Below are 23,223 nucleotides of genomic sequence, written 5' to 3' on the forward strand. Positions count from 1 at the left end.
AGGGATTCGAGACGGAGGAATGGGGAAAGATATAAGGATTTTATAAGGAGCAGCGGCCCATGTGCCGCCGGTCGGGCGTCGGGGATGCCTTTTCCTTTCGGGTGGCAAGGCAGGCGGCTTTCGGCCGTTCAGGCGACAGATGTGCCGGAATCCTTTGCGCGGGATGGAAGAAAACCGCCACCGGCTTCGTCCACGCAGGCAAGATGACACGACACGACCCCTGCGGAACGCCGCGCATGTGCAGCCCTTCCCTTCGGAGGAGCGGATGATGCGTCGGCCCGTCCCGGAATACTGCGGACACTGCGGTGCCGCCGTGCCCCGCGCGGCGGCCGGGCGCTGCCCCTTCTGCCGGGCCGAGTTCAGCCCGGAAAAGCGCCGTTTGCCGTTCGGGCGTCATCTGGCCGGATCGGCCGGCGGTGGCGGAGCTGACAGGAGCCGCGGCCCCGCCCGGCGGAACGGCCGCAAATCGCCATGAGGCCGCAGCGGCGCCCTTCCGTGGACCGCAGGACCGCCAGGGCTGCTTTTCCCGAAGCGCTTCCTGATCCCGGGCCCGAAGATTATTTTCCGCCTTGTGGAAGGAAACCGCCGCCGGCTCCGTCCAGGGATGCAAGATGACCCGACGCGACCCGATCCTTGCCCTGCTGACGCCCTTGCGGCGCTATGCCTTTGCCCTGACCCGCGACCGGGCCGAGGCCGACGATCTTGTGCAGGACGCCCTGCTGCGCGGCCATGAACAGCGCCGGCAGCTGACGGGCAAGGCGCCCGGTCCGTGGTTGCGCGCGATCCTGCGCAACCGTTTCCTGGATCGCCGCCGGCAGGCGCAAAGCGAGGCCCGGCGCGAGGCCGCCTATGCGGAACTGTCGCCGCGCGTCGTCGATGCCCCGCAGGACAGCGCGTTGCGGCTGGCGCAGTTGCGCCAGGCCTTTCTGGATCTGCCGGACGACCAACGCGAGGCCCTGGAACTGATCGCGGTCGAGGGCCTGTCCTATGCCGAGGCAGGCGCCCTGACCGGCGTGCCGCCCGGCACGGTGATGTCGCGTGTCTCGCGCGCCCGCGCCCGGCTGCGCGCCTTCGAGGACGGCGAGGCCCCGCGCAAGCCGTCGCTGAAACTGGTGGGAGGTCACGATGCTGAAGGATGATCCGCAGATCACCGATCTGGATCTGGACGCCTATGTGGACGGCCAGCTGGCGGATGCCCAGAAGTCCGAGGTCGAGGCCCATCTGTCCCGCCACCCCGAGGCCGCGTCGCGGGTGATGCGCGACCTGTCGCTGTATCGCGACCTGCGCCGGGCCCTGGCTCCGCCGCCCATGCCCCGTCCGCTGCTGGGCGCGGCCCGCCGGCTGGTGCTGGCGCGGCGGCGCGACGCCCGGCTGCGCCGGATGCTGCGGGTGGTGCCTGGGGCCCTTCTGGTGGGTCTGGGCTGGCTTGCCCATGCCGGACTGGGGCCGCTGTCGGTGAAAGAGGGCCTGGCCTCGGCCCCGACGCCGCCCCTGGTCACGGCGGCCCTGTCCGCCCATGAGGTCAGCCTGTTGCGCGCCGCCATGTCGTCCCAGCCCGGGATCACGGAACTGGACCCGGACGAGCTGCGCGCCGCCACCGGCATCCGCCTGCCGGGCTTCGATCCTGCCTGGAGGGTGCGCGACGCCCAGGTCTTCCCCTCGCCCCAGGGGCCGGGGGTCGAGATCCTGTTCGATGCGCCGGACCTGGGCCAGGTCAGCCATTTCGCGGTGCGCACCGGCAGCTTCGACGTGACGCTGCCACGGCTGATCGAAACCCCCGGCCAGGGCATCGCCTGGTTCCAGATCGGCGAGACCGCCCATGTCCTGATTGCGGGGGCCGACCGGGCGGACCGGCTTCTGGATGCCTCGCAGGCGCTGTCGGACACGCTCTACTGACATCAACCCATCGGAGAACGCCATGCAACCGATCCATCAGGCCGGCCGCAGCGCCGGCTTTGCCCCCGCCGCCGCATTCGACGCGGGCCTGCGCGCGCATATGCTGCGCATCTACAACTACATGGGCCTGGGCCTTGCCGTGACCGGGCTTGTCGCGGTCCTGGTCGCCTCGGTCCCGGCGATCTATGTGCCGATCTTCAGCACGCCGCTGAAATGGGTGGTGATGCTGGCGCCGCTGGCCTTCGTGATGTTCCTGTCCTTCCGCATCGAGACCGTCTCGGGCGCGACCGCGCAGGCCCTGTTCTGGGCCTTCTGCGCGGTGATGGGGCTGTCCTTGGCCTCGATCTTCCTGGTCTTCACCGGCGCGTCCATCGCGCGGGCCTTCTTCGGCGCGGCGGCCATGTTCGCGGGGATGAGCCTTTACGGCTATACCACCCGGCGGGATCTGTCGAAGTTCGGCAGCTTCCTGATGATGGGTCTGATCGGCGTGGTGATCGCCAGCATCATCAACATCTTCCTGGGATCGTCCGCCCTGCAGTTCGCGGTGTCGATCATCGGCATCCTGGTCTTCGTGGGCCTGACCGCCTGGGACACCCAGTCGATCAAGGGGGCCTACAGCGAACACCACGACGCGGAAACGCGGCAGAAGCTGGCCGTGATGGGCGCGCTGTCGCTGTATCTGAACTTCGTCAACATCTTCCAGCTTCTGCTGAGCCTGACCGGTCAGCAGGACGAATGACGCCAAGGAAAAAAGGAGAAGACGTCATGGACCACAACGACAGGCAGGCTATCCAGGGGCTGTTCGGCAAGCTGGGCCAGGCTGCCCAGGCCCAACCCACCGCGACCCCGAGGCCGAGGCGCTGATCGCCGACCTGATCGCCCGCAACCCCGGCGCGGCCTATTACCTGGCGCAGACCGTGATCATGCAGGAACAGGCGCTGAACGCGGCGCAAGAGCAGATCGAGCACATGCAGCGCCAGCCCCAGCCCCCGCAGGGCGGCGGTCTGTTCGGGCGGCTGTTCGGCGGCGGCCAGCCGCAACCCGCGCGGCCCATGGCGCATCGTCAGCAGCCTGCGGGTTACGGGCAAGCGCCGCAGGGATATGGCCAGGCTCCGCAGGGCGGCAGCCCGTGGAACAGCGGCCGCCCCTCCGGCGGCGGCTTCATGGCGGGGGCCGCGCAGACCACCATGGGCGTCGCGGGCGGCGTCCTGCTGGGCAATGCCATCGGCGGCATGTTCGCAGGCCCGGCCGAGGCAGCGGAAGCGGCAGTGGACGAGTACATGCCCGAGGAAGATGCCGCCTTCGACGACGGCGGCTATGACGACGGCGGCGACGAGGAATGATGCAGCGGCGGCACCCCATCCCGGCGGGTGCTGCCTTTCGATCCCGCAGGCGGTCCCTGGCCCCGGAACGAACCGCGCCCGCGTCTTGGACAGAGCCGCACCTGCCGATCGCGCAACCGCGGGCGGCCCTGGGTGATCGGGCTTTTTCTCATCCTTGCAGTCGCGAACGCCATTCCCGATCTGCCGGGCACCCCGACGGTGCTGGCCTGCCGATGCCGTATCTGCCGGGACAGGGGATGCCGGGAAACTTGCCCTGGCTACCGCAGTCCCTGCAACCGGCCCCGCTGATGCGGGACAGGGTTTTGCCTGCGGTTCGGGATCAAGGCGGCATGACCGCATCGGGTTCAGAAAGACCCTGTCACGGCTTGCGAGGGCAAGGCAGAGGGCTATGGCAAGGTTACTTTTCGGTTCCCTGGGATGATGCCCGCACGACAAGCTCTGGCAGATCGGCTTTCTCGGCCTGCTTGCAGCCGTCGATCTGGTCCAGAAGCAGGCCGACCGCTTTCTCGGCGACCGCTGGCAGATGCAGATCCACTGCCGTCAGCGGAGGGTGGGACAGCTTGGCGCGCAGGCCGTCGTAACGGGTGACAAGGCGCAGGCTGCCGGGGATCGCCCGGCCTGCCTCGTGCGCGGCGCGGATCGCGCCAGTGGCGAAGGCGTCTATCGAGGCGAAGATGCCCTCGATTGCCCCGTCGGACCGCAGCAGGTCCAGCACCTGGGAATAGGCCGTGGCCTCGGCATCCTCCTCGTCCAGCAGGATCAGGCGAGGGCGCATGGCATGGCGGGCGGCGAAGGCGCCATAGGCCTCGGCGCTCTCGATCTGGCTGGTCCGTGGAGAGGCGCCGATCAGCGCCGCGACCTGGCGGCAGCCCTGGTCCGCCAGGTGATCCAGCAGCAGGTCGGCGGTTTCGCGCGACCGGAGATCGACGGCCGGGATGTCGGGCCGGCCCGGCACTGTGCCGATCGAGACGATGGGCGTCTTGCGCTGTTCGAAATGCCGGACCAGCGGATCGTCGCGCATCGGTTCGACCAGCATCACGCCGTCGAAGCTGGCCGCGCCATAGCTTTGGGCCGAGGGATGGGGCGGGATCAGACACAGCGCCAGATCGCGCGTCAGCGCCGACATTGCCGCCGAGGCCGCGATCTCCATCAGAAAGCCCAGCCGCGAAGGACCGGCGGCGACCGCAAAGGGCATCGAGGATGCCAGCGCGATGACCCCGCTGCGCCCGCTGCGCAGCGCACGCGCCATGCTGCTGGGGTGATAGCCCAACTGATCGGCCAGCCGCTGGATCCGCTCGCGGGTTTGCGGATCGACATGGCGGCGGCCGCTGAAGGCGTGCGACACCGTGGTCACCGACACGCCCGCCGCCTTGGCCAGATCGGAGATGGTTGGCTTTCTCACCCGGTCCTCGCGCCCCTTGCCCGGTCCTGTGTAGCGGCCGTGCGACGGCATGGCAACAAAACGATTTGCGCGAATCGGCGGGCGTGATAGGCAGTCGGATAGCAAAACGATTTGCAAAAGCAGACGAACGCCATTTGACAGGGAGAAACGCATATGCCGACGGTGTTGGACCATCGCTCCACAATCGATCCGGTGGACGAGCGGCTGCCGCTCAAGGATCTTGTCCTCTACGGTTTCCAGCATGTGCTGGTCATGGCCGCCTCGCCCATCACGGCGGTCTTCCTGGTGGCGCAGACGCTGGGATTCGATCCCGCGCTGACGGTCTCGATCATCAGCGCGACCTTCCTGGTCTGCGGGCTGGGGTCGATCCTGCAAAGCTTCGGACCCGCAGGCCTCGGTGCCCGGCTTCCCTTCATCATGGTGCCGGGGGGTGCGCCGATCGCGATCTTCCTGGCCATCGCCACGCAGACCGACGTTCAGACAGCCGTCGGCGCGGTGCTGATGACGGGGGTCTTCTACTTCCTCGCGCTTCCTGTCTTCCGGCGCCTGCTGCGGTTCTTCCCGCCGATCGTGGTGGGAACGATGCTGCTGCTGGTGGCGGTCAATCTGGTCAAGATCTATGGCGGCACCATCACCGGCAAGCCGGGCAGCGAGACCTTCGCCGATCCGGTCAATATCGGGCTGGCGCTTGCGACCATCGGATTGACGGTGATCTTCTCGCGCGTGTTCACGGGGACGCTGCAACGCATCTCGGTCATGCTGGGGCTGATCGCGGGCACGCTTCTGGCGGCAGCCCTGGGACGGCTTGACGCGTCGGGCGTGATGCAGGGTTCGCTGATCGCCGTGCCGCAGCTTTTCCCCTTCGGGATGCCGAAATTCGACATCATCGCATCCCTGCCGCTGGTCATCTTCTCGATCATCTCGATGGCCGAGGCGACCGGCCAGACCATCGCCACGGCCGAGATCGTGGACCGCAAGGGCGATGCCCATGCCATCGTGCCGCGCACCATCCGGGGCGACGCCGTGGCCTCGATCATGGGGAGCATGTTCGGCACCTCGCTCATCATCACCTCGGGCGAGAATGTGGGCATCGTGCGCGCCACCGGCGTCCGTTCGCGTTACGTCACGGCGATGGCGGGCGTGATCCTGGTCGTCATCGCCCTGATCGCGCCGGTGTCCCGGCTGGCCAGCGTGTTGCCCGGCCCGGTCGTCGGCGGCACGGCGGTCATCGTCTTTTCCATCATCGGCGTGATCGGCATCCATGTGCTGTCGCGCGTCGATCTGCGGGACCACGGCGCGATGTTCACCCTGGCCTCGGGCCTGGCGATGGGGCTGATGCCGATCCTAGTGCCGGGGGTCTACAGCCAGTTCCCGCAATGGTCGCAGATGATCCTGGGCAACGGCCTGGCGATGGGCACGATCACCGCCGCCCTGGTCAACGCCATGTTCCAGTTCAACGCCCCCAGGCATCATGAAACCGTGGAGAACGTCCATTGACAGACCTTCGCCAGACCTTCGCGTCAACCGAGAACCTGATCGTGGCGCCGGGCCAGCTTCTGCTGGCCTCGGGCCCCCGCGCCGGAATGGCGGTCCTGCTGAAGGCCGGCCGCTTCGCCGAGATCGCCGAGGCGGCGGAGCTGCGCGCCCGTCACCCCGGCGCGCGGCTGGCCGAACTGCCCGATCACCTGATGATGCCGGGCTTTATCGACACCCATACCCACCTGACGCAGTCGCTGGGCAAGTCTCTGGTCTTCGGCGAGCCGTCCGAGATCTTTCGCCGCATCTGGGTGCCGCTGGAAGGCAGCCTGGACGAGGACATGGTCTATCTGTCCGCCAAGCTGGCCGCGCTTGAATGCCTGCGCGGCGGCTTCACCACCGCGGTCGATGCCGGTACCCGCTCGGCCGGGCATGTCGGACGGCTGGGCGATGCGGCGCGCGAAACCGGCCTGCGGGTCGTCATCGCCCGGATCTGCAACGATCTTGGCGGCTCGGCCGGGATTGCCGACCGCGACACGATCCTGCGCACGGCCGAGGCGCATCTGGCCCGATACGACGGCGATCCGCTGATCCATCCGTCGCTGGCGATCTCGATCCCGGAAGCCGCCAGCGACGGGATGCTGCGCGATGTCTCGGCCATGGCGGCGGGGGCGGGGGCCATCTTCCAGACGCATGTGAACGAGCATCTGGTCGCGGTCGAGCGGTCGCTGGTCGCCCATGGCCGCCGCCCGCTGGAGCACCTGGCCCATGTCGGCGCGCTTGGGCCCCAGACGCTGATCGCCCATTCCACGCTGATCACGCCGTCCGAACTGAACATCCTGCGCGATACCGGCACGGCGGTGGCCTACAACCCGGTGGCCTCGGTCTGGAAGGGCAATGCCGTGGCGCCCGCGCTGCAGATGCAGGCGCTTGGCATCCGCTTCGGGCTGGGCACGGACGGCACCCGCGCGGACGGCTTCCGGCTGGTGGACGCCGCCGAAAGCCTGCAGCGTGTCGCCTATGGCCTTGCCTCGGGCGACAGTTCCTGCGGCGCGGGCTGGCTGTGGCTGGACGCGGCCACCGGCATGGCGGCCGAGGCCAGCGGCCTTGCCGCGCTCACGGGGCGCATCGCGCCGGGCCTTGCCGCCGATTTCCTGCTGGTGGACATCGACCGGCCCGAATTCACCCCCTCGCACGACCTGACCTGGGAACTGGTCCGCTATGGCAACCGCGACCAGATCGACGCGGTCTTCACCAATGGCCGGTTGCGGATGGTGCAGGGCTGGCCCGTCGGCTGGGACGCCCGTGCCCTGCTGGCCGAGATCCGGGACCGGGCCGGTCCCGCCATCGCCACCGCGCCGATCCAGCGCATCCATCCGACCGCCGACAGCCTGAGCGCCACGAGGATCGCGTGACCCTGACGATCTTCCTGACCCTGTCGCTGCTGGTCGGCGGCGCCGCCTTCATCCAGGGCGCCGTCGGCATCGGCTTTGCGCTGATCATGGCCCCCGTCTTCGGCTTCGTCGATGCGACCTACCTGCCGGTCACGCTGCTGATCCTGATGCTGCCGCTCAACGCCCTGGTGGCCTGGAGAGAGCGGCACGCGATCGACCGGCAGGGGGCAGGATGGATCACCGCCGGCCGCTTCTTCGGCACCTTCCTGGGCATGGCGGTGTTGATCGCGCTGTCGGTCCGCCAGCTGGAGATCGCGGTCGGCCTTCTGACCATCCTTGCCGCGGGCGTCGCGCTGATGTCGCCGCCGTTCCGCGCCACCCCGCCGGCCTCGGTCGGTGTGGGCCTGTTCACCGGCGTCACAGAGACCGCGACCGGCATCGGCGGCCCGCCCCTTGCGCTTCTTTACCAGCACGCGCAGGGGCCGACCCTGCGTTCGACCGTCGCGACCTGCTTCCTGGTGGGCGAGGTGATCTCGCTCGTCATCCTGCTCGTCTCGGGCCGCATCACCCAAGGCCAGACGACAGCGGCCCTTTTCCTGGTGCCGGCCGTCCTGATCGGAACCGCCCTGTCGCGGGTGGTCCATGCCCATATCAATGGCCCCGCGCTGCGGCTGGCCGTCTTGATCTTCTCGATCGTCAGCGGAGCGGCATTGATCTTGAAAGGATAGGCGCGGTCCAGAACTGCCTGGCAGACCGGGCGTTCCGCCGGGCTTCGGAGCCGCATCCGGTGAACGGCGGCACCTTCAGCGCCGCGACCTCCGACGCCGCTGGTTCGGGACCAGCGGCGTCTTGGTGCCTTGTGCATTGCAGTCGGCCCTGGACGGGAATCGTTGTTCGCGATGGCTCAGGCAGGGAACAAAAAGACCGCGACTCCCGCCGGTGCCTTGCCCGGATGCGCCATGACGAACCTTTGGGAAGCGGTTGTTCCCGCAACTTTCGGGGTGCTGCGGCCCTCCGCGATCGGCCCATCGCAAATATCCACAATTCAGGGGTTTACGCTGACCGGGACAGCCAATGGTGTTGTGGCTTGCCTATAGTGGTAGGACCAATTTTCCCAGAAGCTGAGCCGATTTGATAAAATTTGCTTGACTGGAGGGCATTTGTTGGCATTTTCCGCGCCAGAGCAGCAGGTATCTGGTCTGACCAATTTGACTGCCTGCTCATTCCGAGACAACGGGGAGGTTGAACCGGTATGGCACGATCAGACTGAAAAGCCCTTGATGCCGTCGGCATGACTGCGCGGCCCGATGCCGTTCTGCAAGGCCGATTAGCCGGTGCATCGACCGCGTCAGGCATCCGGGCACCGGCGTGCCCCGGCCCTTCCCTTTGAACGAAACGATCCGAAACCCGTCAACCGACCAGGCTGCGCGCAGGTGGGAGTTTGGCGCCTGTCCGAAACCCTCTCACCAAGCGGAGGCTCTCAAACATGGATGTTTGGGCACAGAATTACGATCCTGCGGGGAACATCTGGCTGTCCAGCCTGATCGCCCTGATCCCCATCGCCTTTTTCTTCCTAGCGCTCGCCGTGTTCCGGCTGAAAGGCTATGTCGCCGGGACCATCACCGTCATCCTGGCGCTGCTGGTCGCGATCCTGTTCTATGGGATGCCCGTGGACATGGCGCTCGCCTCGGGCGTTTACGGCTTCTTCTACGGGCTGTGGCCGATCGCCTGGATCATCGTCGGCGCGGTGTTTCTCTACAAGGTCTCGGTCAAGACCGGCCAGTTCGAGATCATCCGGTCCTCGATCCTGTCGGTGACCGAGGATCAGCGGCTGCAGATGATCCTGGTGGGCTTTGCCTTCGGCGCCTTCCTGGAGGGTGCCGCGGGCTTCGGCGCGCCGGTCGCCATCACCGCCGCGCTTCTGGTGGGCCTTGGCTTCAAGCCGCTCTACGCGGCGGGGCTGTGCCTGATCGCCAATACCGCGCCGGTGGCCTTCGGCGCCATGGGCATCCCGATCATCGTGGCGGGCCAGGTGACGAACCTCGATCCCTTCGAGATCGGCCAGATGGCCGGGCGGCAGCTGCCCTTCCTGACCATCATCGTGCTGTTCTGGATCATGGCGATCATGGATGGCTGGCGCGGCGTCCGGGAAACCTGGCCTGCGGTCCTGGTCGGCGGCGGCGCCTTCGCCACGTCGCAGTTCCTGACCTCGAACTTCGTCGGCCCGGAACTGCCCGACATCACCTCGGCCATCGCGGCCCTTGTCGCGCTGACGCTGTTCCTGCGGGTCTGGAAACCCGCGCATATCTTCCGCTTCGCGCTTGACGCGGACGAGGCCGCCAAGGTCGCCGACGCCGATCTTGCCGACACGCGCCGCAGCTATACGCCCGGGCAGATCGTCAAGGCCTGGTCGCCCTTCCTGATCCTGACGGTCATGGTCACGATCTGGAGCATCGCGCCCTTCAAGCGCCTGTTCGCCGCCGATGGCCCGCTGGCAAGCTGGGTCGTCAAGATCGAGGTTCCGCTGCTGCACAAGCTGGTCCAGAAGGTCCAGCCCATCGTGCCGGAACCCACGCCCTATGAGGCCGTCTACCAGTTCAACTGGTTCTCGGCCACGGGCACGGCGATCCTGATCGCGGCGATCATCACGGTGCTGTTCCTGCGGATGCGTCCGGGCGAGGCCGTCAGAACCTTTGGCGAGACCCTGAACGAACTGAAGCTGCCGATCTATTCCATCGGCATGGTGCTGGGCTTCGCCTTTGTCGCCAACTATTCGGGCCTGTCGGCGACGCTGGCGCTGGCGCTGTCCCATACCGGCGGGGCCTTCACCTTCTTCTCGCCCTTCCTGGGCTGGCTCGGGGTGTTCCTGACCGGATCCGACACCTCGTCCAACGCGCTGTTCGGGGCGCTCCAGGCAACGACTGCGCAGCAGATCGGCGTGTCGGACGTGCTGCTGGTCGCGGCCAACACCACGGGGGGCGTGACGGGCAAGATGATCTCGCCCCAGTCCATCGCCATCGCCTGCGCGGCAGTGGGGCTGGCGGGTCGCGAATCCGACCTGTTCCGCTTCACGCTGAAGCACAGCTTGGCCTTCACCACAATGATCGGCATCATCACCACCCTGCAGGCCTATCTGCTGTTCTGGATGATCCCCTGAACCTGACCTTCGGTTCCGGCGGCCTGCGGGCCGCCGGACCTTTCCCTTTCCTGCGGAAGCCATGCTACCATGTCGGTCATCTCTGTCCCACGCCAGGCCCCGCACGCCAGTCCTGTCGGTCCTGGCCCATGCGAGCCAGCCTTGATGCCAACCCCACGACTTCCCGACCGGATCGCCGACAGGCTTGAACAGATCATCGCGGCACGCCGGCTGCGGCCGGGCGACCGCCTGCCCGCCGAACGCAGGCTGGCCGAGGAATTGCAGGTGTCGCGATCATCCCTGCGCGAAGGGATCCAGAGGCTGGCAAGCCGGGGCGTCCTGGTCAGCCGGGTGGGGGGCGGCACCTTTGTCGCCGAACCCTCGCCGGGATGGTCCACCGGCGCGATCTTCGCCCCGCTGGAATCGCTGATGCTGGGCGATCCCGAATACCGCTTCGACGTGCTGGAAATCCGCCACGCGCTTGACGGCGCGGCCGCCTGGCACGCGGCGATGCGCGCCCGCCCCGAGGACAAGGACCGCCTGCGCGAAAGCTTCGAGCACATGATCGCCATGCACGGCAGCGACGATCCGATGGACGAGGCGCGGGCCGACGCGGCCTTTCACCTGGCCATCGCCGAAGCCTCGCACAACCTGGTGCTGCTGCAGGTCACGCGCGCGCTGTTCGACCTGATGCAGGTCAACATCTCGCAGAACCTCGAAAAGCTCTATACCCTGCCCAGGGTCTTCGAGCCGCTGTCGGCCCAGCACCGCGAACTGCTGGATGCCATCGTCGCGGGCGATGCCGGACGCGCCCGGCAGGCCGCCCATGTCCATATCGACTTCGTTCACACATCCCTGAAAACCATTGACGAGGACGAGGCCCGCAAGGCGCGCGCGTTCCGTCTGCCATCGGAAAAAGCCCAGACGCCATGATCATCTCAGCCTCGACCGACTATCGCGAGGCGGCCCGCCGCAGGCTGCCGCCCTTCCTGTTCCACTACATCGACGGCGGCGCCTATGCCGAACACACGCTGCGGCGCAACGTGTCGGACCTGGCCGACATCGCGCTGCGCCAGCGGGTGCTGCGCAACATGTCCGACCTGTCGCTGGGCACCGAGCTGTGGGGCGAGAAGCTGGACCTGCCGGTGGTGCTGGCCCCGGTCGGCCTGACCGGCATGTATGCCCGCCGGGGCGAGGTGCAGGCCGCCCGCGCGGCGGCGCGCAAGGGCGTTCCCCTGACGCTTTCGACCGTCTCGGTCTGCCCGATCGAGGAGGTGGCCCCGGCCACCCCTCGCCCGATCTGGTTCCAGCTTTACGTCCTGCGCGACCGGGGCTTCATGCGCAACGCACTGGAACGGGCGCAGGCGGCGGGGGTGCGGACGCTGGTCTTCACCGTGGACATGCCGGTGCCCGGCGCGCGCTATCGCGACGCCCATTCGGGGATGAGCGGGCCGAACGCCGAAATCCGCCGCGTGCTGCAGGCCATGACCCATCCCCGCTGGGCCTGGGACGTGGGCCTGATGGGCAAGCCGCACGACCTGGGCAACGTGTCGCGTTACCTGGGCAAGGCCACGGGGCTCAAGGATTACATCGGCTGGCTGGGGGCGAACTTCGATCCCTCGATCTCGTGGAGCGATCTGGAATGGATCCGCGATTTCTGGAAGGGGCCGATCGTCATCAAGGGGATCCTGGACCCGCAGGACGCGCGCGACGCGGTGGCCTTTGGCGCCGACGGCATCATCGTCAGCAACCATGGCGGGCGGCAGCTTGACGGGGTGCTGTCCTCGGCCCGAGCGCTGCCCGCGATTGCCGATGCGGTCAAGGGCGACATGAAGGTGCTGGTGGACGGCGGCGTCCGCACGGGCCTCGACGTGGCGCGGATGATCGCGCTTGGCGCGGACGCGGTGATGATCGGGCGTGCCTTCGTCTATGCCCTGGCGGCGGGGGGCCAGGCGGGCGTCGAGAACCTGCTGGACCTGTTCGAAAAGGAACTGCGCGTGGCCATGACGCTGTGCGGGGCGAAATCCCTGTCCGAACTGACGCGCGAGTCCCTTGTGGTCGATCCGGTCCATGCCGCCCCTGCGGCGGCGGATGAGGGGATCGCGTCATGACCGGACAGGCGAACACCGCGCTGCTGGACAGCTTCCGCAGCATTGTCGGCGCCCGCCACGTCCTGACCGACGCCAGAAAGACCCGCCGCTTCCGCAAGGGCTATCGCTTTGGCGAGGGCGAGGTTCTGGCCGTTGTCCAGCCGGGCAGCCTGGTCGAACAATGGCGCGTCGTGCGGGCCGCGGTCGCGGCGGGCAAGATCGTGCTGATGCAGGCGGCCAACACCGGCCTGACCGGCGGATCCACCCCCGACGGCAACGATTACGACCGCGACATCGTGCTCATCAGCACCACCCGGCTGCGCGGCATCCAGGTGATCGACGAGGGGCGGCAGGTGATCTGCCTTCCCGGCGCCACGCTGGACACGCTGGAAAAGGCGCTGAAACCGCTGGGACGCGAACCCCATTCGGTGATCGGATCGTCCTGCATCGGCGCATCCGTCCTGGGCGGGGTGTGCAACAATTCGGGCGGTGCCCTGGTGCGGCGCGGGCCTGCCTTCACGCAACTGGCGCTTTACGGTCAGGTGGACGCCTCCGGCGAGTTGCAACTGGTGAACCATCTGGGCGTCCGGCTGGGCAACGACCCCGAGGAGATCCTCGACCGCCTGGAACGCGGCGCCTATGGGCCCGGCGACATCCTTCACGACGGGGACCGCGCGGCCTCGGACCAGAATTACGGCGCGCATGTGCGCCAAGTCGATGCCGATACGCCCGCGCGCTTCAACGCCGATCCGGGCCGGCTGTTCGAGGCGTCGGGATCGGCCGGCAAGCTGGTCCTGTTCGCGGTGCGCCTGGACACCTTCCCGGCCGAGCAGAGCCAGGTCTTCTATATCGGCTCGAACGACACGGCCAGCCTGACCGCCGTGCGCCGCCACATGCTGACCGCCTTCGACCAGCTTCCCATCGCAGGCGAATACATCCATCGCGACGCCTTCGACATCGGCGAGACATACGGCAAGGACGTGTTCCTGCTGATCGACCGGCTGGGCACGGAACGCGTGCCCCGGGCCTTCGCGATCAAGAGCCGCTTCGACGCGGTCTTCGAAAGCATCGGCCTGCGCGGACTGACCGACAGGCTGTTGCAGGCGGCGGTGTCGCTGCTGCCGGGCCACCTGCCGCCGCGCATCAAGGATTTCCGCCGCCGCTTCGAACACCACCTGCTGGTCCGGGTGGGCGTGGACAGCGTGGACGAGACGCGGGCGTTTCTGAAGGCGTTCTTTGCCACGAACGAAGGCGATTTCTTTGAATGCGACGCGGACGAGGGGCGCCGCGCCTTCCTGCACCGTTTCGCGGTGGCAAGCGCCGCCATCCGCTATCGCGAGACGCATCGCGGATCGGTCCAGGACATCGTCGCCCTGGACATCGCCCTGCGCCGCAACGACGACGACTGGTTCGAAACCCTGCCCGACAGCATCGAGCGCAAGCTGGCGGGAAAGCTGTATTACGGGCATTTCTTCTGCCACGTCTTCCACCAGGACTATATCGTGAAGAAGGGCCACGACCCCATCGCCATCGAGCATGAGATGTGGCACCTGCTGGACAAGCGGGGCGCGGAATACCCGGCCGAACACAATGTCGGCCACCTGTACCATGCCAAGCCGGTCCTGAAGGACTTCTATCGCGACCTGGATCCCTGCAACGTCTTCAACCCCGGCATCGGTCATACCTCGAAGCTGTTCCGGTGGGGACAAAGGGGTGAAGAGCCCGATGGACCGCCTTCGGCACCCTGATTGCGGACAGCGGAAGGCAGAAGAGTCTCCCCTCCGGCACGGCAGGCAGAGTGGGAAACCCTTAGTGCAGGACACGGTAAATGATACGTCAAAGATGCGCGGAATTGGCAGGATTGCAGTTCTCCAGCAGCCGGCCGTATCCCGGAACCGTCGCATCCAGACCAAGCTTCTGCCAGGCAAGCCAGATCGTCGCCTGATTGGCCGTGACCACTGGCTTGCCGGTCAGCCATTCGATCTTCGCCGCCGCCGCCATGGCCCGCCAGTTGGTGCAGGACATGAAGAAACCGTCGGCTTCTGCCCGGTCGTTTTCAACGGCGAATGCCACAATATCCTCGATCCGGTCCGCGCCGATCTCGCGATTGCTGGTGTGGTTGCGGCCCGCCAGATGACGGACCTCAAACCCTGGGCTGGCCAGAAACGCGCCGAGGATTTCGGTCATGTCCGGTTGGTACGGGGCTAACACCACCAGCCGCTCCAGTCCCAACCGATGCAGGCCTGCCAGAATTGCCGTGGTGGTGGTGATCGTGGGGATCCCGCCCGCCTGTTCCGAGATCCGGGCCGCCAGCGCCAGATCATGGCCCGGCCCGTTTATCATGCTGCCGCCGGTGCAGGCATAGACCAGCAGATCCACCCCCGCCGAATGCAGATGGGCCGTTGCTGTCTCGATGTCGTGGTTCATCCGCGCCAGCACGGTGGCGTCACTGCCCCTCAACCACATCCGTGCCGCATGAAGCGACAAATCCGGCCGGGCCACACGCCGAAAATCAATCTCCACCGAACAATTCGATGAGGGCACACCATCAGCCCGATCTTGGTCCAGTGATCCGTGTCGCGCATACCTTTCCCTCTTGGCTGCTTCCCAAGGTGTCCAACGTCTGGACAGCACTCGATAATTGTTCTACATAAAACAATATTCCGCAATATGCCTGATCCTGCGCCAGTGTTTTTTCCTTTTCTTCGCGGGTGTTTGGAAAATTCATGCCTACGCACCGATCCCTGAGGTTCCGATGCCCTTCCAGTTCGACCAAACCGTGCGCGTCCACCGCTGCGACCCGGCGGGCGGTGTGTTCTATCCGCGCTATTTCGAGATGCTGACCATCTGCTGCGAGGAATGGCTGCTGGCCGTTCCGGGGCTGCGGCTGTCGGAAATGGCCACCCGTTCCGGCCTTCTGGCCCCGACGCTGAGCATTTCTGCCGAATTTCAAAAGCCCTGCCGCCTGGGGGAGGAGTTGACCTGGCGGGTCACGCCGCAGCATCTGGGAAAGAGCAGTTGCAGATTGGGCTATCAGTTATTCGCAGGGACGAGCTTCGGGCAAGCTTCGTGCAGACCCTGGTGCTGATCGGGGCGAAGGACAAACGTCCACCCCATGGCCCGAAGATTTGCGCCAGCGCATCATGGCGGAAATGCCCATCGCGGAATGAGGAATGGGACGCCGTCACCGGCGCCCCTGGCAATCCGCTCAACTCGCCTTGAAAAAGCCGTTCTGCAGCATCGGGCGATAGGCGATCGGCTGTTCCAGCACTTTCTGATCGACAAGAAACCTTGCGATCCGGTCATAGCTTTCAAAATTAGCCTCGCTGAAATCGCGCACTCTCAGCGTGATATCCTCGAAGATCTTCAGGGTGAGTTCTTCAGGGATCTTGGCAATTTCCTTGACCGCCGCCGCCCGAGCCGGCTCCTCGCGCGCGATGCGGCTGGCCTCGCTCATCGCGCGCAGCATTGCCCGCAAATCATCGGGGCGCGATTGCAACACCGAGTCTGCCGCCGTGACCAATATCGTGTCGCGATAGCCGACATCGGCGCTGCTCATCATCACTTTCGCGCCTTCGGCCACCGCCTTCGTAGGCCAGGGCTCCCATGCAAAAAATCCGTCGATATCACCACGCGCCAGAAGGCCGGCAATTCGGGCGGACCGGAATTGACAATGGTGATCGCCGCCGGATCAAGGCCCAGCTGCTGGATCGTCAGCCCGGCGCAATATTGAGACACCGTGCCGGGGATCACGCCAAAGGTCTTGATATCCTTGGCCGAGCCCAGATCCGCACGCGCCGAAAGCTTGATATAATTCCGCCCTTCATAAATCACCGTCAAGGGCCGCAAAGGGGCGCGCGCCATGCGCAAAAGGTTTGTGGGCTCGGAGCCGGCGCTGACATCGACCTGCTGCGCCACGAGAGCATTCATGCTCTCTCCGCCATCCGTATAGAGTTCAAGCGATATGTCGAGACCCTCGGCCGAGAAAAGTCCCTCATGTGCGGCGACATAAAAGCAGCCGTGTAAACCGGATCGATCCCGACCCCGAGGCGCAATGGCGCGGCGGCGGCCCGGACTGCGCCCGCCCCTCCCGACCAGAGCGCCATTGCAGCAAGCCCGGTTCCTGCAGCCATAAAGCCCCGTCGGGAAATGGAAGAATGGTTCATGTCTTACCCTGCTGTTGGTTTCTGGTTTCTGCGGCCCTGGTTGATCCGTGGTTTCTTATGGGGCGCGTGACCGAAACGCCGTGTCCATTGACGGCATGAAAACACTGCATTGAGGCATAAGGCCCGATGAGCAATATCCATCAAAGCATGAAATCGGCACTTAAATAAATTCATTATTGTAATGCAGGGCATGAATTTACATGATGCACTTGGAAAGGGAAATCCACCTGATCAACATGGCACTGATGTCGCCTGCGCATCATGCCGCAACTTGAAGCCAAATCTTGCCTTGTCATCCTGGACGAAAAAAACGCCGGCGATTTGACCAATCGCCGGCAACAGGGAGTCCAGATATTCGATCAGCCTGCAGGCGGCGTTGTCAATATATGCCATTCATTTCTCAAGAGATCTATTTCCCCTGAATTGAATCCGACCTCGGAAAGCAGTTGCACGGTGTTGGCGCCAAAGGTCGGGGCAATTGGAATTCCTGCGGTTTTCCCGGCAAATCGACGGCGCGGGGTTGCATTCGCAATGTCTTTTCATTCGGCAGATCCAGCTTCGTCATTTTCGATCGAATCGCCGGAAGGGCATGGGCCTGCCGGATATCGTTGATCGCCGCATTCGGTATTTTCAGATCATTAAGTTCGGCGGAAAGATCCTTTAGACTTGCCAATCTGGTGATTTCCCCGACCGCCTGATAGACATATTGACGCACCTCGTAACGTCCCGATTGCATGCTTCCATGCCGTCATTTCCGCAAGCGGAGCGAAACGCGGGATCGAGGTCAGGCGCTGCCATTGGCCATTGCTGCCGATCGCGATGAAAATATAGCCGTCCGATGTCGGATAAAAATTTGTCGGAATGAATTTGCGATGGGCATTCCCCAACGGGTGATTTCCTCCGGGCCGCAATCAAGGTCGATCAACGGCAGCAGGGTAATCAGCCACGAAGCCGCCGCCTGCATCATGGAAACATCAATACGCCTCCCGCCCGCACGATCCGCGCCTTCGGCCAGGGCCAGCAAGACATTGGCATAAAGTTCATCCCCGGCTTTCAGATCGACCAGCGGCACCCGGCCATCATCGGCTGCCCGTCCTGCTGGCCGGTGACCTCCATGTAGCCGCATTGCGCCTGGATGATCGGATCATAGCCCGCGACCTCGGGGTAATCCGGCCCCATGGCCAAGATCAGATGGGGTTTCGCCTTGCGCAGCTGTTCATAGCGGCTGGGCACGGTGTTGCAGCAAAAGACATCCACATCAAGCTCGCGGATCAGCCGGTGCAGGGTTGCCTGCCCCTCGGCCGTCTTGAGGTCGATGGCAATGGATTCCTTGCCGATATTCTGCGCCAGGAAATAGGAATGCGGCTCCATCCCCTCGACAGGCCTGCCGATATAGCGGTTCGGGTCGCCGGGCTGGGCATTGCCGGTGACGGCTTCCAGCTTGATGACCCGCGAGCCGAGATGCACGAATCAAAGCGTCGCATAGGGCAGCGACAATGCCTGTTCCATCGACAGAACGGTCTTTGTCTTCACTTCAACCTCCGCAGGGATTACGGATAATGGCAGCTTTTCCGGGGGAACGGGAAACCTGCTGTCCGGCCCTTAAATGGCTGCCGGACAAGGCGATTCCCTGGCAGCCTGATGATTGCACTTTGCACCAGAGCGTCGGACTATGCTAGAAAAACGTTCGAAAGCAAACAATTTTTGGAGGAAGTACCCTGTCTGACACCGATACAACCGAAGCCGGATCGCGCAATGGCGGGGTCAACCTGGGCCCCTTCGACCACAATGTCGGCTTCCATCTGCGGCTGGCCACGGTGGCAATGGAAAATGCGCGCAAGAACCTGACCGGCACCGACATGCCTCTGGGTCATTTCCCGGTGCTGGCCATCATCCGCCTCAACCCCGAGGCCACACAGAGCGCGATCGCCAAGGCGGTCGGGCTGCAACGCTCTTCCCTGGTGCCGATCTTGAAAAAGCTGGAGCAGAACGGCTGGATCAAGCGGACCGGCGATATGGAAGACCGCCGTGCCAACCGCTTGACGCTGACCCCTGAGGGCGAAAGGGCCTGCGAGAGCCTCATGCCCGAGGTCGATAATGTCGAGGCAATGACCCGCGCCAAGCTGGGCAATCGCAAGTATGAACGGTTGGTCGAATTGCTGCGCGATCTGCATCAGCTGCTAGGCGAGTGACGACAAGGCCCGCGCCCGAAGGGACGCAGGCCTGTCAGTCTTTCTGCCGGATCAGGCGTCGGCGGTCATTGGTTCCCGAGCCTCGGCCCCTTCGCGCAGGGCCATGGTCGCCTTCCGGTCGATCTTCAACCCGCTGGCATCCAGCACGACCTCATAGGCGGTCTGCGCGGCTTCCGGCGTGATCTTGCCGTCACGCAGGTCACGCTCGATCAGGGCCGGGTCACGTTCGCGCGGGTGGCCATAGCCGGGCAGTTCCAGCCGGGCCACATCGCCCGAAGCCAGATTATCAAGACCCTTCGATTTCATCACCTTGGCGCCGGTCATGCCGGGGTTGACGCTGATCTGCCCGCAAGCCCCGTCATGGCCGCCGAAAAGACCGCGTGGCGGCACCTTGTGGCGGTCGGAATAGCGCGCGAAGCTGATCGGGCCGGTCAGGAAGCGCAGATCGCGGCGCAGCGCAAGGCTGCCGCGGAACTTGCCCGCCCCGCCGGTATTCGGGATGAACTCATAGCATTCGACGCGGATCGGAAAGCGGTTCTCGATGGCTTCGACCGGCGTGTTCATGAAGCGGGAAGGTGGCTGTCCTGGCCGTCCGCGCCATCGGCCCGCGGGCGCCCGCCATTGCCGCCGCCCTGAATGTCGGTGAAGATGAAGGTCTCGCCGGTCTGCGGATCCTTGCCGGCAAAGCCGCAGGTGGTGATCTGACCCTGGCTGCCCGCGCATACCCGTTCTGGCACCGCCTGCACCAAGGCCTAGAACATCGCCTCGCAAATCTTGGTCGAGGCATTGGTGCGCGAGGCCACGGCGCCGGGCGGCAGCGGATCGGCCACGGTGCCTTTCTTGGTGATGACCTTGATCGGGCGATAGCAGCCCGAATTTGGCGGCGCGTGCGGATCGACCACCGCGCTCATCGAATAATAGATCGGGGCATGGGTATTGACGATGGTCGAGTTTGTATTGCCCTCGGCCCGCGGATCGCATTCGGTCAGATCGACGATTGCCTCGTCCGGCTTGATCGTCAGCTTGACCTTGACGCGGATCGGACGGTCGTTCACGCCGTCGTCGTCGATGTAATCATCGGCCTCGCAGGTTCCCGCCGGAAGATCGGCCAGTCCCTTGCGCATCCGGCGTTCGGAATAGTCCAGCAACTCGTTCCAGGCCGCCTCGATGGTGTCTTTGCCATAGCGGGTGAACAGCCGGTCACGCCCGTATGCAGGGCAAAATTCCGGGCCGCGACCTCCGTCGAGAAATCGCCAGCGGCACAGGTATCCCGAACGCGGGGATCATGCCGGTCGATCATCTTGTTCATTGCGGACATCCCCATCCAAGCCGTCCGTCACGGGATCAGGCGCACATCCTTCGTGCCGCGCAGCACCATATACCGCATGCATTTTGTTTTATTTCAAACGTATTTTTGTTTCATATAGAATAAATTTTTGGTCCTTTGCCGCTCCTGTCCAGCAGTTGCATTCCATTCTTCTGTCTGAAGCCATGCGGTCCCCTGGCCGATGGAGACCGTGCATCTTCAACCTGGCAATGGCAGGAGGTAACGAATGGGCAGACGCCCCTCCGGCGGCTTCGATGTGCCATGGTGGCGGGTGTTGAAGCGCCGCTACGGAGGGGAGCGTCCATGGTGGCCATGGACGCTTGCGCCAGTGCGCATCACTGGGGCCGGGCAAGATGCCGAGGCGATTGCGGAAGCGGCATCGCGACCAACAATGCGGTTTACGGCTGTGAAGAGCGAGGCCCAGCAGGCATCCGCGATGGCTTGCCGGACCTGGGACCGTCTGGTTCGACAACGCACACAGACGATCAATGCCCTGTGTGGCCATCTTGCCGAGCAGGGTCTCGTGGCGCCCACCGGCGCTGCGCATGTCGGTGCCTTGAGGCGTTCATCGAGGGTGATAAGCGCCTGTTGCCTGCGGCCCTCCGCGACCTGGCACGTCTTCTGCTGGACCAGATCGCCGGTCTGGCCGAGAAGATCGCGGGTCTTGATGCCGAGTGTCGCAAGCGCGCGACCTCTGACGATACAATGCGGCGGCTGACGACAATCCTGGGCGCTGTGACCGCAGCGGCGATCGCCACCTTTGCGCCGCCGATTGAGACCTTCTCCAAAGGCCGGGACTTTGCTGCCTGGGTCTGCCTCACGCCGCGACAACATTCCAGCAGCGGCAAGGACCAGGTGGGCCGCACCATCGAAGATGGGCTAGGGCGACATTTGCCGCTCGTCAAAGCGTAGGCGAGAACGGGCCCGTCCCTCGCGGACGGCATTTGCGTCCAGAGCTTCAGATCGCGGTAGAAACCCCAGATCTGGTTTCGGACCTTGTCCAGCTTGTGCGTCTGTTCGGGTGTTTTCGGCATCAGCGTTTGCAGCAGACGCTCTGCATGAACCCACCACAGGGCATGATTGGAATGCGGAACTGCCCGGCATGGCATCATCGGACACGACCATGGACCCCAGGGTGATCGCCATCGACATCGACCAAGCCCGGCTGGAACTTGCCAGTGGGTTCGGTGCGGATGTCCTGCTGAATGCGGCCGATCCCGATCTGGTCCGAGTTCAAGCTTGAGGATGCGCGGGCGGTCTATGACCTGTTTCTCAGCAAGAAAATGGGCAAGGGCGTCTTCGTCTTCTGACCGCGCATATATTCCATTGAAAGAACAGTTCCATGCCTAAAGACCTGCAAGACAGCATCTCGGTGGAAACACGGGATTTCCTGGCCAGAACGCATTTCGGCCATGTGATAGACCGCAAGATCCGCCACGCGCCGGATGCGGCCTATCACCCAGCCTGAACCCCTCGACCGGAGAGGTTCTGGCAAACCTTCGCGCCGGGACCGCGGCCGACATCGACGAGGCCGTGGCGGCAGCACGCCGCGCCTTCGAGAGGCCATGGAGCGCATGGTCCCCCCTATGATCGCCAGCGGCTGCTGTTTCGGGCAGCCGATGTTATCGACAAGCATTACCAAGAACTCGCCGAGATCGAGTCCCTGGACATGATCTCTTGGGTGAAGATCGTCTTCAGCATCACTGCCACGGCGGTGCGGCTCTTGACCGGAGCATGCGCCAAGGCGTTCCTGATCCAGTGAATGCGGCACCTTTGGTGGGTCGGGTTGAAGACCCGGCGCGCGGCGGCCCGCAACCCCTTGTGGTCGTCGGCTATCACCAGCTTCACGCCACGCAGGCCATGATCGGCAAGGCTGCGCAGGAACTCGGTCCAGAATGTCTCGGCCTCGGAGGCGCCGGTGCCGACCCCCAGCACTTCACGCTTGTCATCCTTGTTTACGGCGAGGTAAATTATCATGGCGGGGTTTACAATCCGCCTACCTTCCCGCACCTTTAGACAGGTCACGTCTAGCCACAGGTTGGGCCATGCCCTCTAAAGGCGGGCATAAGAAGGCGCTCACCTGCTCATCGATCTCGGCGCATAGGCGGCTGACCTGGCTCTTGGACATGCCGCCCACGCCCCCGACCTTGACCAGGTCGTGCACTGACGAGGTCGAGACGCCGTAAACATACGCTTCTTGGTTCAACGCCACCAAGGCCTTCTCGGCTGTGCGGCGCGGCTCCAAGAAACTGGGGAAGTAGCTTCCCTTCCGGAGTTTCGGGATCTCCCGCGTGATCCGCCCGGCAGGGGTATCCCAATAGTGATCGCGATATCCGTTTCGCTGAACCTCCCGCATCGGCGTTCGCGCACCCGTGGCAGCCCCTGTCCGCGTCTCAACCTCATTCTTCGCTACGATCAATCCACTGAATCGATCGCCTCACGCTCGAATCCCATGATCCGCTCGGCCGCAAACGCCAGCATCTCGCGCACGAGGTTGCCATCAGCCTGCTTCTCAACAGCTCGATCAGCGCCATTCTATCCTCGGTCCTCGTTGTCTCCGTCCAGGTTCGAGGTCTCGAAACCTAAGCCTACTCCGAAGATCGGCGATGACCGCCAGCGTCAAAACAGGCGCGCGGCTCGCGCTGCGCCAAGGGCTCCGCGCGGCCTTCTACACCATGTGCGGGGACACTGCCCTCCTTCTCGTGGCAACTGCGGCTGAATTGGCCTTAAAACGGAAGCTGTCGTTTCCTGTCTCAAGGATATGGCACTGGTGGGTGAGCCGGTCGAGGAGTGCAGTGGCC

The 23,223-nt window shown here is 64.8% G+C and carries 25 protein-coding genes and 2 pseudogenes; 16 read left to right on the forward strand and 11 right to left on the reverse strand.

The window, feature by feature from the left end; translation table 11 throughout:
* Window positions 1-611 precede the first annotated feature (611 nt).
* The 4 genes from AAIL68_RS13355 to AAIL68_RS13370 all read left to right on the forward strand — a co-directional run bounded on the left by AAIL68_RS13355 (window position 612) and on the right by AAIL68_RS13370 (window position 3,239).
* Window positions 612-1,139: a sigma-70 family RNA polymerase sigma factor gene (locus AAIL68_RS13355; protein WP_347140280.1), complete on the forward strand. Its 528-nt coding sequence runs from the start codon at window positions 612-614 to the stop codon at window positions 1,137-1,139.
* The gene (locus AAIL68_RS13360) at window positions 1,126-1,896 is read left to right on the forward strand and encodes an anti-sigma factor (protein ID WP_347140282.1); all 771 of its coding nucleotides are present in this window, start codon (window positions 1,126-1,128) and stop codon (window positions 1,894-1,896) included. The genes AAIL68_RS13355 and AAIL68_RS13360 overlap by 14 nt, the downstream gene beginning before the upstream one ends.
* A gap of 22 nt (window positions 1,897-1,918) precedes the next feature.
* Window positions 1,919-2,635 carry a Bax inhibitor-1/YccA family protein gene (locus AAIL68_RS13365; RefSeq protein ID WP_347140283.1) on the forward strand — a complete coding sequence of 239 codons (717 nt, stop codon included), beginning with the start codon at window positions 1,919-1,921 and terminating at the stop codon, window positions 2,633-2,635.
* A gap of 136 nt (window positions 2,636-2,771) precedes the next feature.
* Window positions 2,772-3,239: a DUF2076 family protein gene (locus AAIL68_RS13370; protein ID WP_347140302.1), complete on the forward strand. Its 468-nt coding sequence runs from the start codon at window positions 2,772-2,774 to the stop codon at window positions 3,237-3,239.
* Between the two features lie 397 nt (window positions 3,240-3,636).
* On the opposite strand, the gene AAIL68_RS13375 is transcribed toward AAIL68_RS13370, so the two are convergent.
* Window positions 3,637-4,641: a substrate-binding domain-containing protein gene (locus AAIL68_RS13375; RefSeq protein WP_347140284.1), complete on the reverse strand. Its 1,005-nt coding sequence runs from the start codon at window positions 4,639-4,641 to the stop codon at window positions 3,637-3,639.
* 153 nt (window positions 4,642-4,794) lie between these two features.
* Between AAIL68_RS13375 and AAIL68_RS13380 the strand changes: the two genes are divergently transcribed.
* The 7 genes from AAIL68_RS13380 (at window position 4,795) to dld (ending at window position 14,485) form a co-directional block, all read left to right on the forward strand.
* The gene (locus tag AAIL68_RS13380) at window positions 4,795-6,138 is read left to right on the forward strand and encodes a uracil-xanthine permease family protein (RefSeq protein ID WP_347140285.1); all 1,344 of its coding nucleotides are present in this window, start codon (window positions 4,795-4,797) and stop codon (window positions 6,136-6,138) included.
* Window positions 6,135-7,532: an amidohydrolase family protein gene (locus tag AAIL68_RS13385; RefSeq protein WP_347140286.1), complete on the forward strand. Its 1,398-nt coding sequence runs from the start codon at window positions 6,135-6,137 to the stop codon at window positions 7,530-7,532. Before AAIL68_RS13380 ends, AAIL68_RS13385 begins: the two co-directional genes overlap by 4 nt.
* A complete protein-coding gene (locus AAIL68_RS13390) occupies window positions 7,529-8,239 on the forward strand; it encodes a sulfite exporter TauE/SafE family protein (protein WP_347140287.1) in 711 nt (236 codons plus the stop codon). The genes AAIL68_RS13385 and AAIL68_RS13390 overlap by 4 nt, the downstream gene beginning before the upstream one ends.
* A 758-nt stretch (window positions 8,240-8,997) precedes the next feature.
* On the forward strand, window positions 8,998-10,668 hold the full coding sequence (gene lldP / locus AAIL68_RS13395; RefSeq protein WP_347140288.1) for an L-lactate permease: 1,671 nt from the start codon (window positions 8,998-9,000) through the stop codon (window positions 10,666-10,668).
* A gap of 144 nt (window positions 10,669-10,812) precedes the next feature.
* Entirely contained in the window at window positions 10,813-11,580 is a 768-nt protein-coding gene (gene lldR, locus AAIL68_RS13400) for a transcriptional regulator LldR (protein ID WP_347140289.1), read from the forward strand.
* Window positions 11,577-12,758 carry an FMN-dependent L-lactate dehydrogenase LldD gene (gene lldD, locus AAIL68_RS13405; protein ID WP_347140290.1) on the forward strand — a complete coding sequence of 394 codons (1,182 nt, stop codon included), beginning with the start codon at window positions 11,577-11,579 and terminating at the stop codon, window positions 12,756-12,758. The genes lldR and lldD overlap by 4 nt, the downstream gene beginning before the upstream one ends.
* Window positions 12,755-14,485 (forward strand): D-lactate dehydrogenase, encoded by a 1,731-nt coding sequence (gene dld / locus AAIL68_RS13410; protein WP_347140291.1) that lies wholly within the window; start codon window positions 12,755-12,757, stop codon window positions 14,483-14,485. The genes lldD and dld overlap by 4 nt, the downstream gene beginning before the upstream one ends.
* A gap of 88 nt (window positions 14,486-14,573) precedes the next feature.
* Here dld and AAIL68_RS13415 read toward each other — a convergent pair whose 3' ends face one another.
* A complete protein-coding gene (locus AAIL68_RS13415) occupies window positions 14,574-15,371 on the reverse strand; it encodes a hypothetical protein (protein ID WP_347140292.1) in 798 nt (265 codons plus the stop codon).
* A 7-nt stretch (window positions 15,372-15,378) separates the two neighbouring features.
* On the opposite strand from AAIL68_RS13415, the gene AAIL68_RS13420 reads away from it, so the two are divergent.
* Window positions 15,379-15,825, forward strand: coding sequence for a hotdog domain-containing protein (locus tag AAIL68_RS13420; RefSeq protein ID WP_347140293.1), 447 nt, complete (start codon window positions 15,379-15,381; stop codon window positions 15,823-15,825).
* Window positions 15,826-15,945: 120 nt separating this feature from the next.
* On the opposite strand, the gene AAIL68_RS13425 is transcribed toward AAIL68_RS13420, so the two are convergent.
* The 6 genes from AAIL68_RS13425 to AAIL68_RS13450 form a co-directional block, all read right to left on the reverse strand.
* A complete protein-coding gene (locus AAIL68_RS13425; protein ID WP_347140303.1) occupies window positions 15,946-16,389 on the reverse strand; it encodes an ABC transporter substrate-binding protein in 444 nt (147 codons plus the stop codon).
* Complete coding sequence (locus AAIL68_RS13430) at window positions 16,299-16,835, reverse strand: ABC transporter substrate-binding protein (RefSeq protein ID WP_347140304.1); 537 nt, start codon at window positions 16,833-16,835, stop codon at window positions 16,299-16,301. The genes AAIL68_RS13425 and AAIL68_RS13430 overlap by 91 nt, the downstream gene beginning before the upstream one ends.
* Before the next feature lie 299 nt (window positions 16,836-17,134).
* Window positions 17,135-17,296, reverse strand: coding sequence for a hypothetical protein (locus AAIL68_RS13435; RefSeq protein ID WP_347140294.1), 162 nt, complete (start codon window positions 17,294-17,296; stop codon window positions 17,135-17,137).
* A 16-nt stretch (window positions 17,297-17,312) separates the two neighbouring features.
* Window positions 17,313-17,639: a hypothetical protein gene (locus AAIL68_RS13440; RefSeq protein ID WP_347140295.1), complete on the reverse strand. Its 327-nt coding sequence runs from the start codon at window positions 17,637-17,639 to the stop codon at window positions 17,313-17,315.
* Between the two features lie 48 nt (window positions 17,640-17,687).
* Window positions 17,688-17,975: a hypothetical protein gene (locus tag AAIL68_RS13445; RefSeq protein WP_347140296.1), complete on the reverse strand. Its 288-nt coding sequence runs from the start codon at window positions 17,973-17,975 to the stop codon at window positions 17,688-17,690.
* Window positions 17,957-18,370: a CoA transferase gene (locus AAIL68_RS13450; protein ID WP_347140297.1), complete on the reverse strand. Its 414-nt coding sequence runs from the start codon at window positions 18,368-18,370 to the stop codon at window positions 17,957-17,959. Before AAIL68_RS13450 ends, AAIL68_RS13445 begins: the two co-directional genes overlap by 19 nt.
* A 356-nt stretch (window positions 18,371-18,726) precedes the next feature.
* Here AAIL68_RS13450 and AAIL68_RS13455 point away from each other — a divergent pair, with 356 nt between their 5' ends.
* Window positions 18,727-19,095: a MarR family transcriptional regulator gene (locus AAIL68_RS13455; RefSeq protein WP_347140298.1), complete on the forward strand. Its 369-nt coding sequence runs from the start codon at window positions 18,727-18,729 to the stop codon at window positions 19,093-19,095.
* Window positions 19,096-19,146: 51 nt separating this feature from the next.
* Here the strand turns inward: AAIL68_RS13455 and AAIL68_RS13460 are convergent.
* Window positions 19,147-20,243, reverse strand: a pseudogene (locus AAIL68_RS13460) (hydantoinase B/oxoprolinase family protein).
* A gap of 767 nt (window positions 20,244-21,010) precedes the next feature.
* Between AAIL68_RS13460 and AAIL68_RS13465 the strand changes: the two are divergent.
* The 3 genes from AAIL68_RS13465 to AAIL68_RS13475 all read left to right on the forward strand — a co-directional run bounded on the left by AAIL68_RS13465 (window position 21,011) and on the right by AAIL68_RS13475 (window position 21,890).
* The gene (locus AAIL68_RS13465) at window positions 21,011-21,334 is read left to right on the forward strand and encodes a transposase (protein ID WP_347140299.1); all 324 of its coding nucleotides are present in this window, start codon (window positions 21,011-21,013) and stop codon (window positions 21,332-21,334) included.
* 190 nt (window positions 21,335-21,524) lie between these two features.
* Window positions 21,525-21,665, forward strand: a complete 141-nt coding sequence (locus tag AAIL68_RS13470) for a hypothetical protein (protein ID WP_347140300.1) — start codon at window positions 21,525-21,527, stop codon at window positions 21,663-21,665.
* 99 nt (window positions 21,666-21,764) lie between these two features.
* On the forward strand, window positions 21,765-21,890 hold the full coding sequence (locus AAIL68_RS13475) for a hypothetical protein (RefSeq protein WP_347140301.1): 126 nt from the start codon (window positions 21,765-21,767) through the stop codon (window positions 21,888-21,890).
* A 206-nt stretch (window positions 21,891-22,096) separates the two neighbouring features.
* On the opposite strand, the pseudogene AAIL68_RS13480 reads toward AAIL68_RS13475, so the two are convergent.
* Both AAIL68_RS13480 and AAIL68_RS13485 read right to left on the reverse strand, forming a co-directional pair.
* A pseudogene (locus AAIL68_RS13480) lies at window positions 22,097-22,956 on the reverse strand (IS256 family transposase); the annotation flags it as partial.
* A gap of 134 nt (window positions 22,957-23,090) precedes the next feature.
* Window positions 23,091-23,223: ATP-binding protein (locus AAIL68_RS13485; protein ID WP_347140305.1), on the reverse strand; the 133-nt coding region annotated here is incomplete at its 5' end.

Source organism: Paracoccus sp. SSK6, assembly GCF_039770665.1.
Classification (GTDB): Bacteria; Pseudomonadota; Alphaproteobacteria; order Rhodobacterales; family Rhodobacteraceae; genus Paracoccus.

Bases quoted from the DNA above. Each gene is read 5' to 3' on its own strand.
- AAIL68_RS13355 (WP_347140280.1), top strand. From the start codon at position 612: ATGACCCGACGCGACCCGATCCTTGCCCTGCTGACGCCCTTGCGGCGC.
- AAIL68_RS13360 (WP_347140282.1), top strand. From the start codon at position 1,126: ATGCTGAAGGATGATCCGCAGATCACCGATCTGGATCTGGACGCCTAT.
- AAIL68_RS13365 (WP_347140283.1), top strand. From the start codon at position 1,919: ATGCAACCGATCCATCAGGCCGGCCGCAGCGCCGGCTTTGCCCCCGCC.
- AAIL68_RS13380 (WP_347140285.1), top strand. From the start codon at position 4,795: ATGCCGACGGTGTTGGACCATCGCTCCACAATCGATCCGGTGGACGAG.
- lldP (WP_347140288.1), top strand. From the start codon at position 8,998: ATGGATGTTTGGGCACAGAATTACGATCCTGCGGGGAACATCTGGCTG.
- lldR (WP_347140289.1), top strand. From the start codon at position 10,813: ATGCCAACCCCACGACTTCCCGACCGGATCGCCGACAGGCTTGAACAG.
- lldD (WP_347140290.1), top strand. From the start codon at position 11,577: ATGATCATCTCAGCCTCGACCGACTATCGCGAGGCGGCCCGCCGCAGG.
- dld (WP_347140291.1), top strand. From the start codon at position 12,755: ATGACCGGACAGGCGAACACCGCGCTGCTGGACAGCTTCCGCAGCATT.
- AAIL68_RS13435 (WP_347140294.1), bottom strand. From the start codon at position 17,296: ATGGCATATATTGACAACGCCGCCTGCAGGCTGATCGAATATCTGGAC.
- AAIL68_RS13440 (WP_347140295.1), bottom strand. From the start codon at position 17,639: ATGCAATCGGGACGTTACGAGGTGCGTCAATATGTCTATCAGGCGGTC.
- AAIL68_RS13455 (WP_347140298.1), top strand. From the start codon at position 18,727: ATGGAAAATGCGCGCAAGAACCTGACCGGCACCGACATGCCTCTGGGT.
- AAIL68_RS13470 (WP_347140300.1), top strand. From the start codon at position 21,525: ATGGCATCATCGGACACGACCATGGACCCCAGGGTGATCGCCATCGAC.
- AAIL68_RS13475 (WP_347140301.1), top strand. From the start codon at position 21,765: ATGCCTAAAGACCTGCAAGACAGCATCTCGGTGGAAACACGGGATTTC.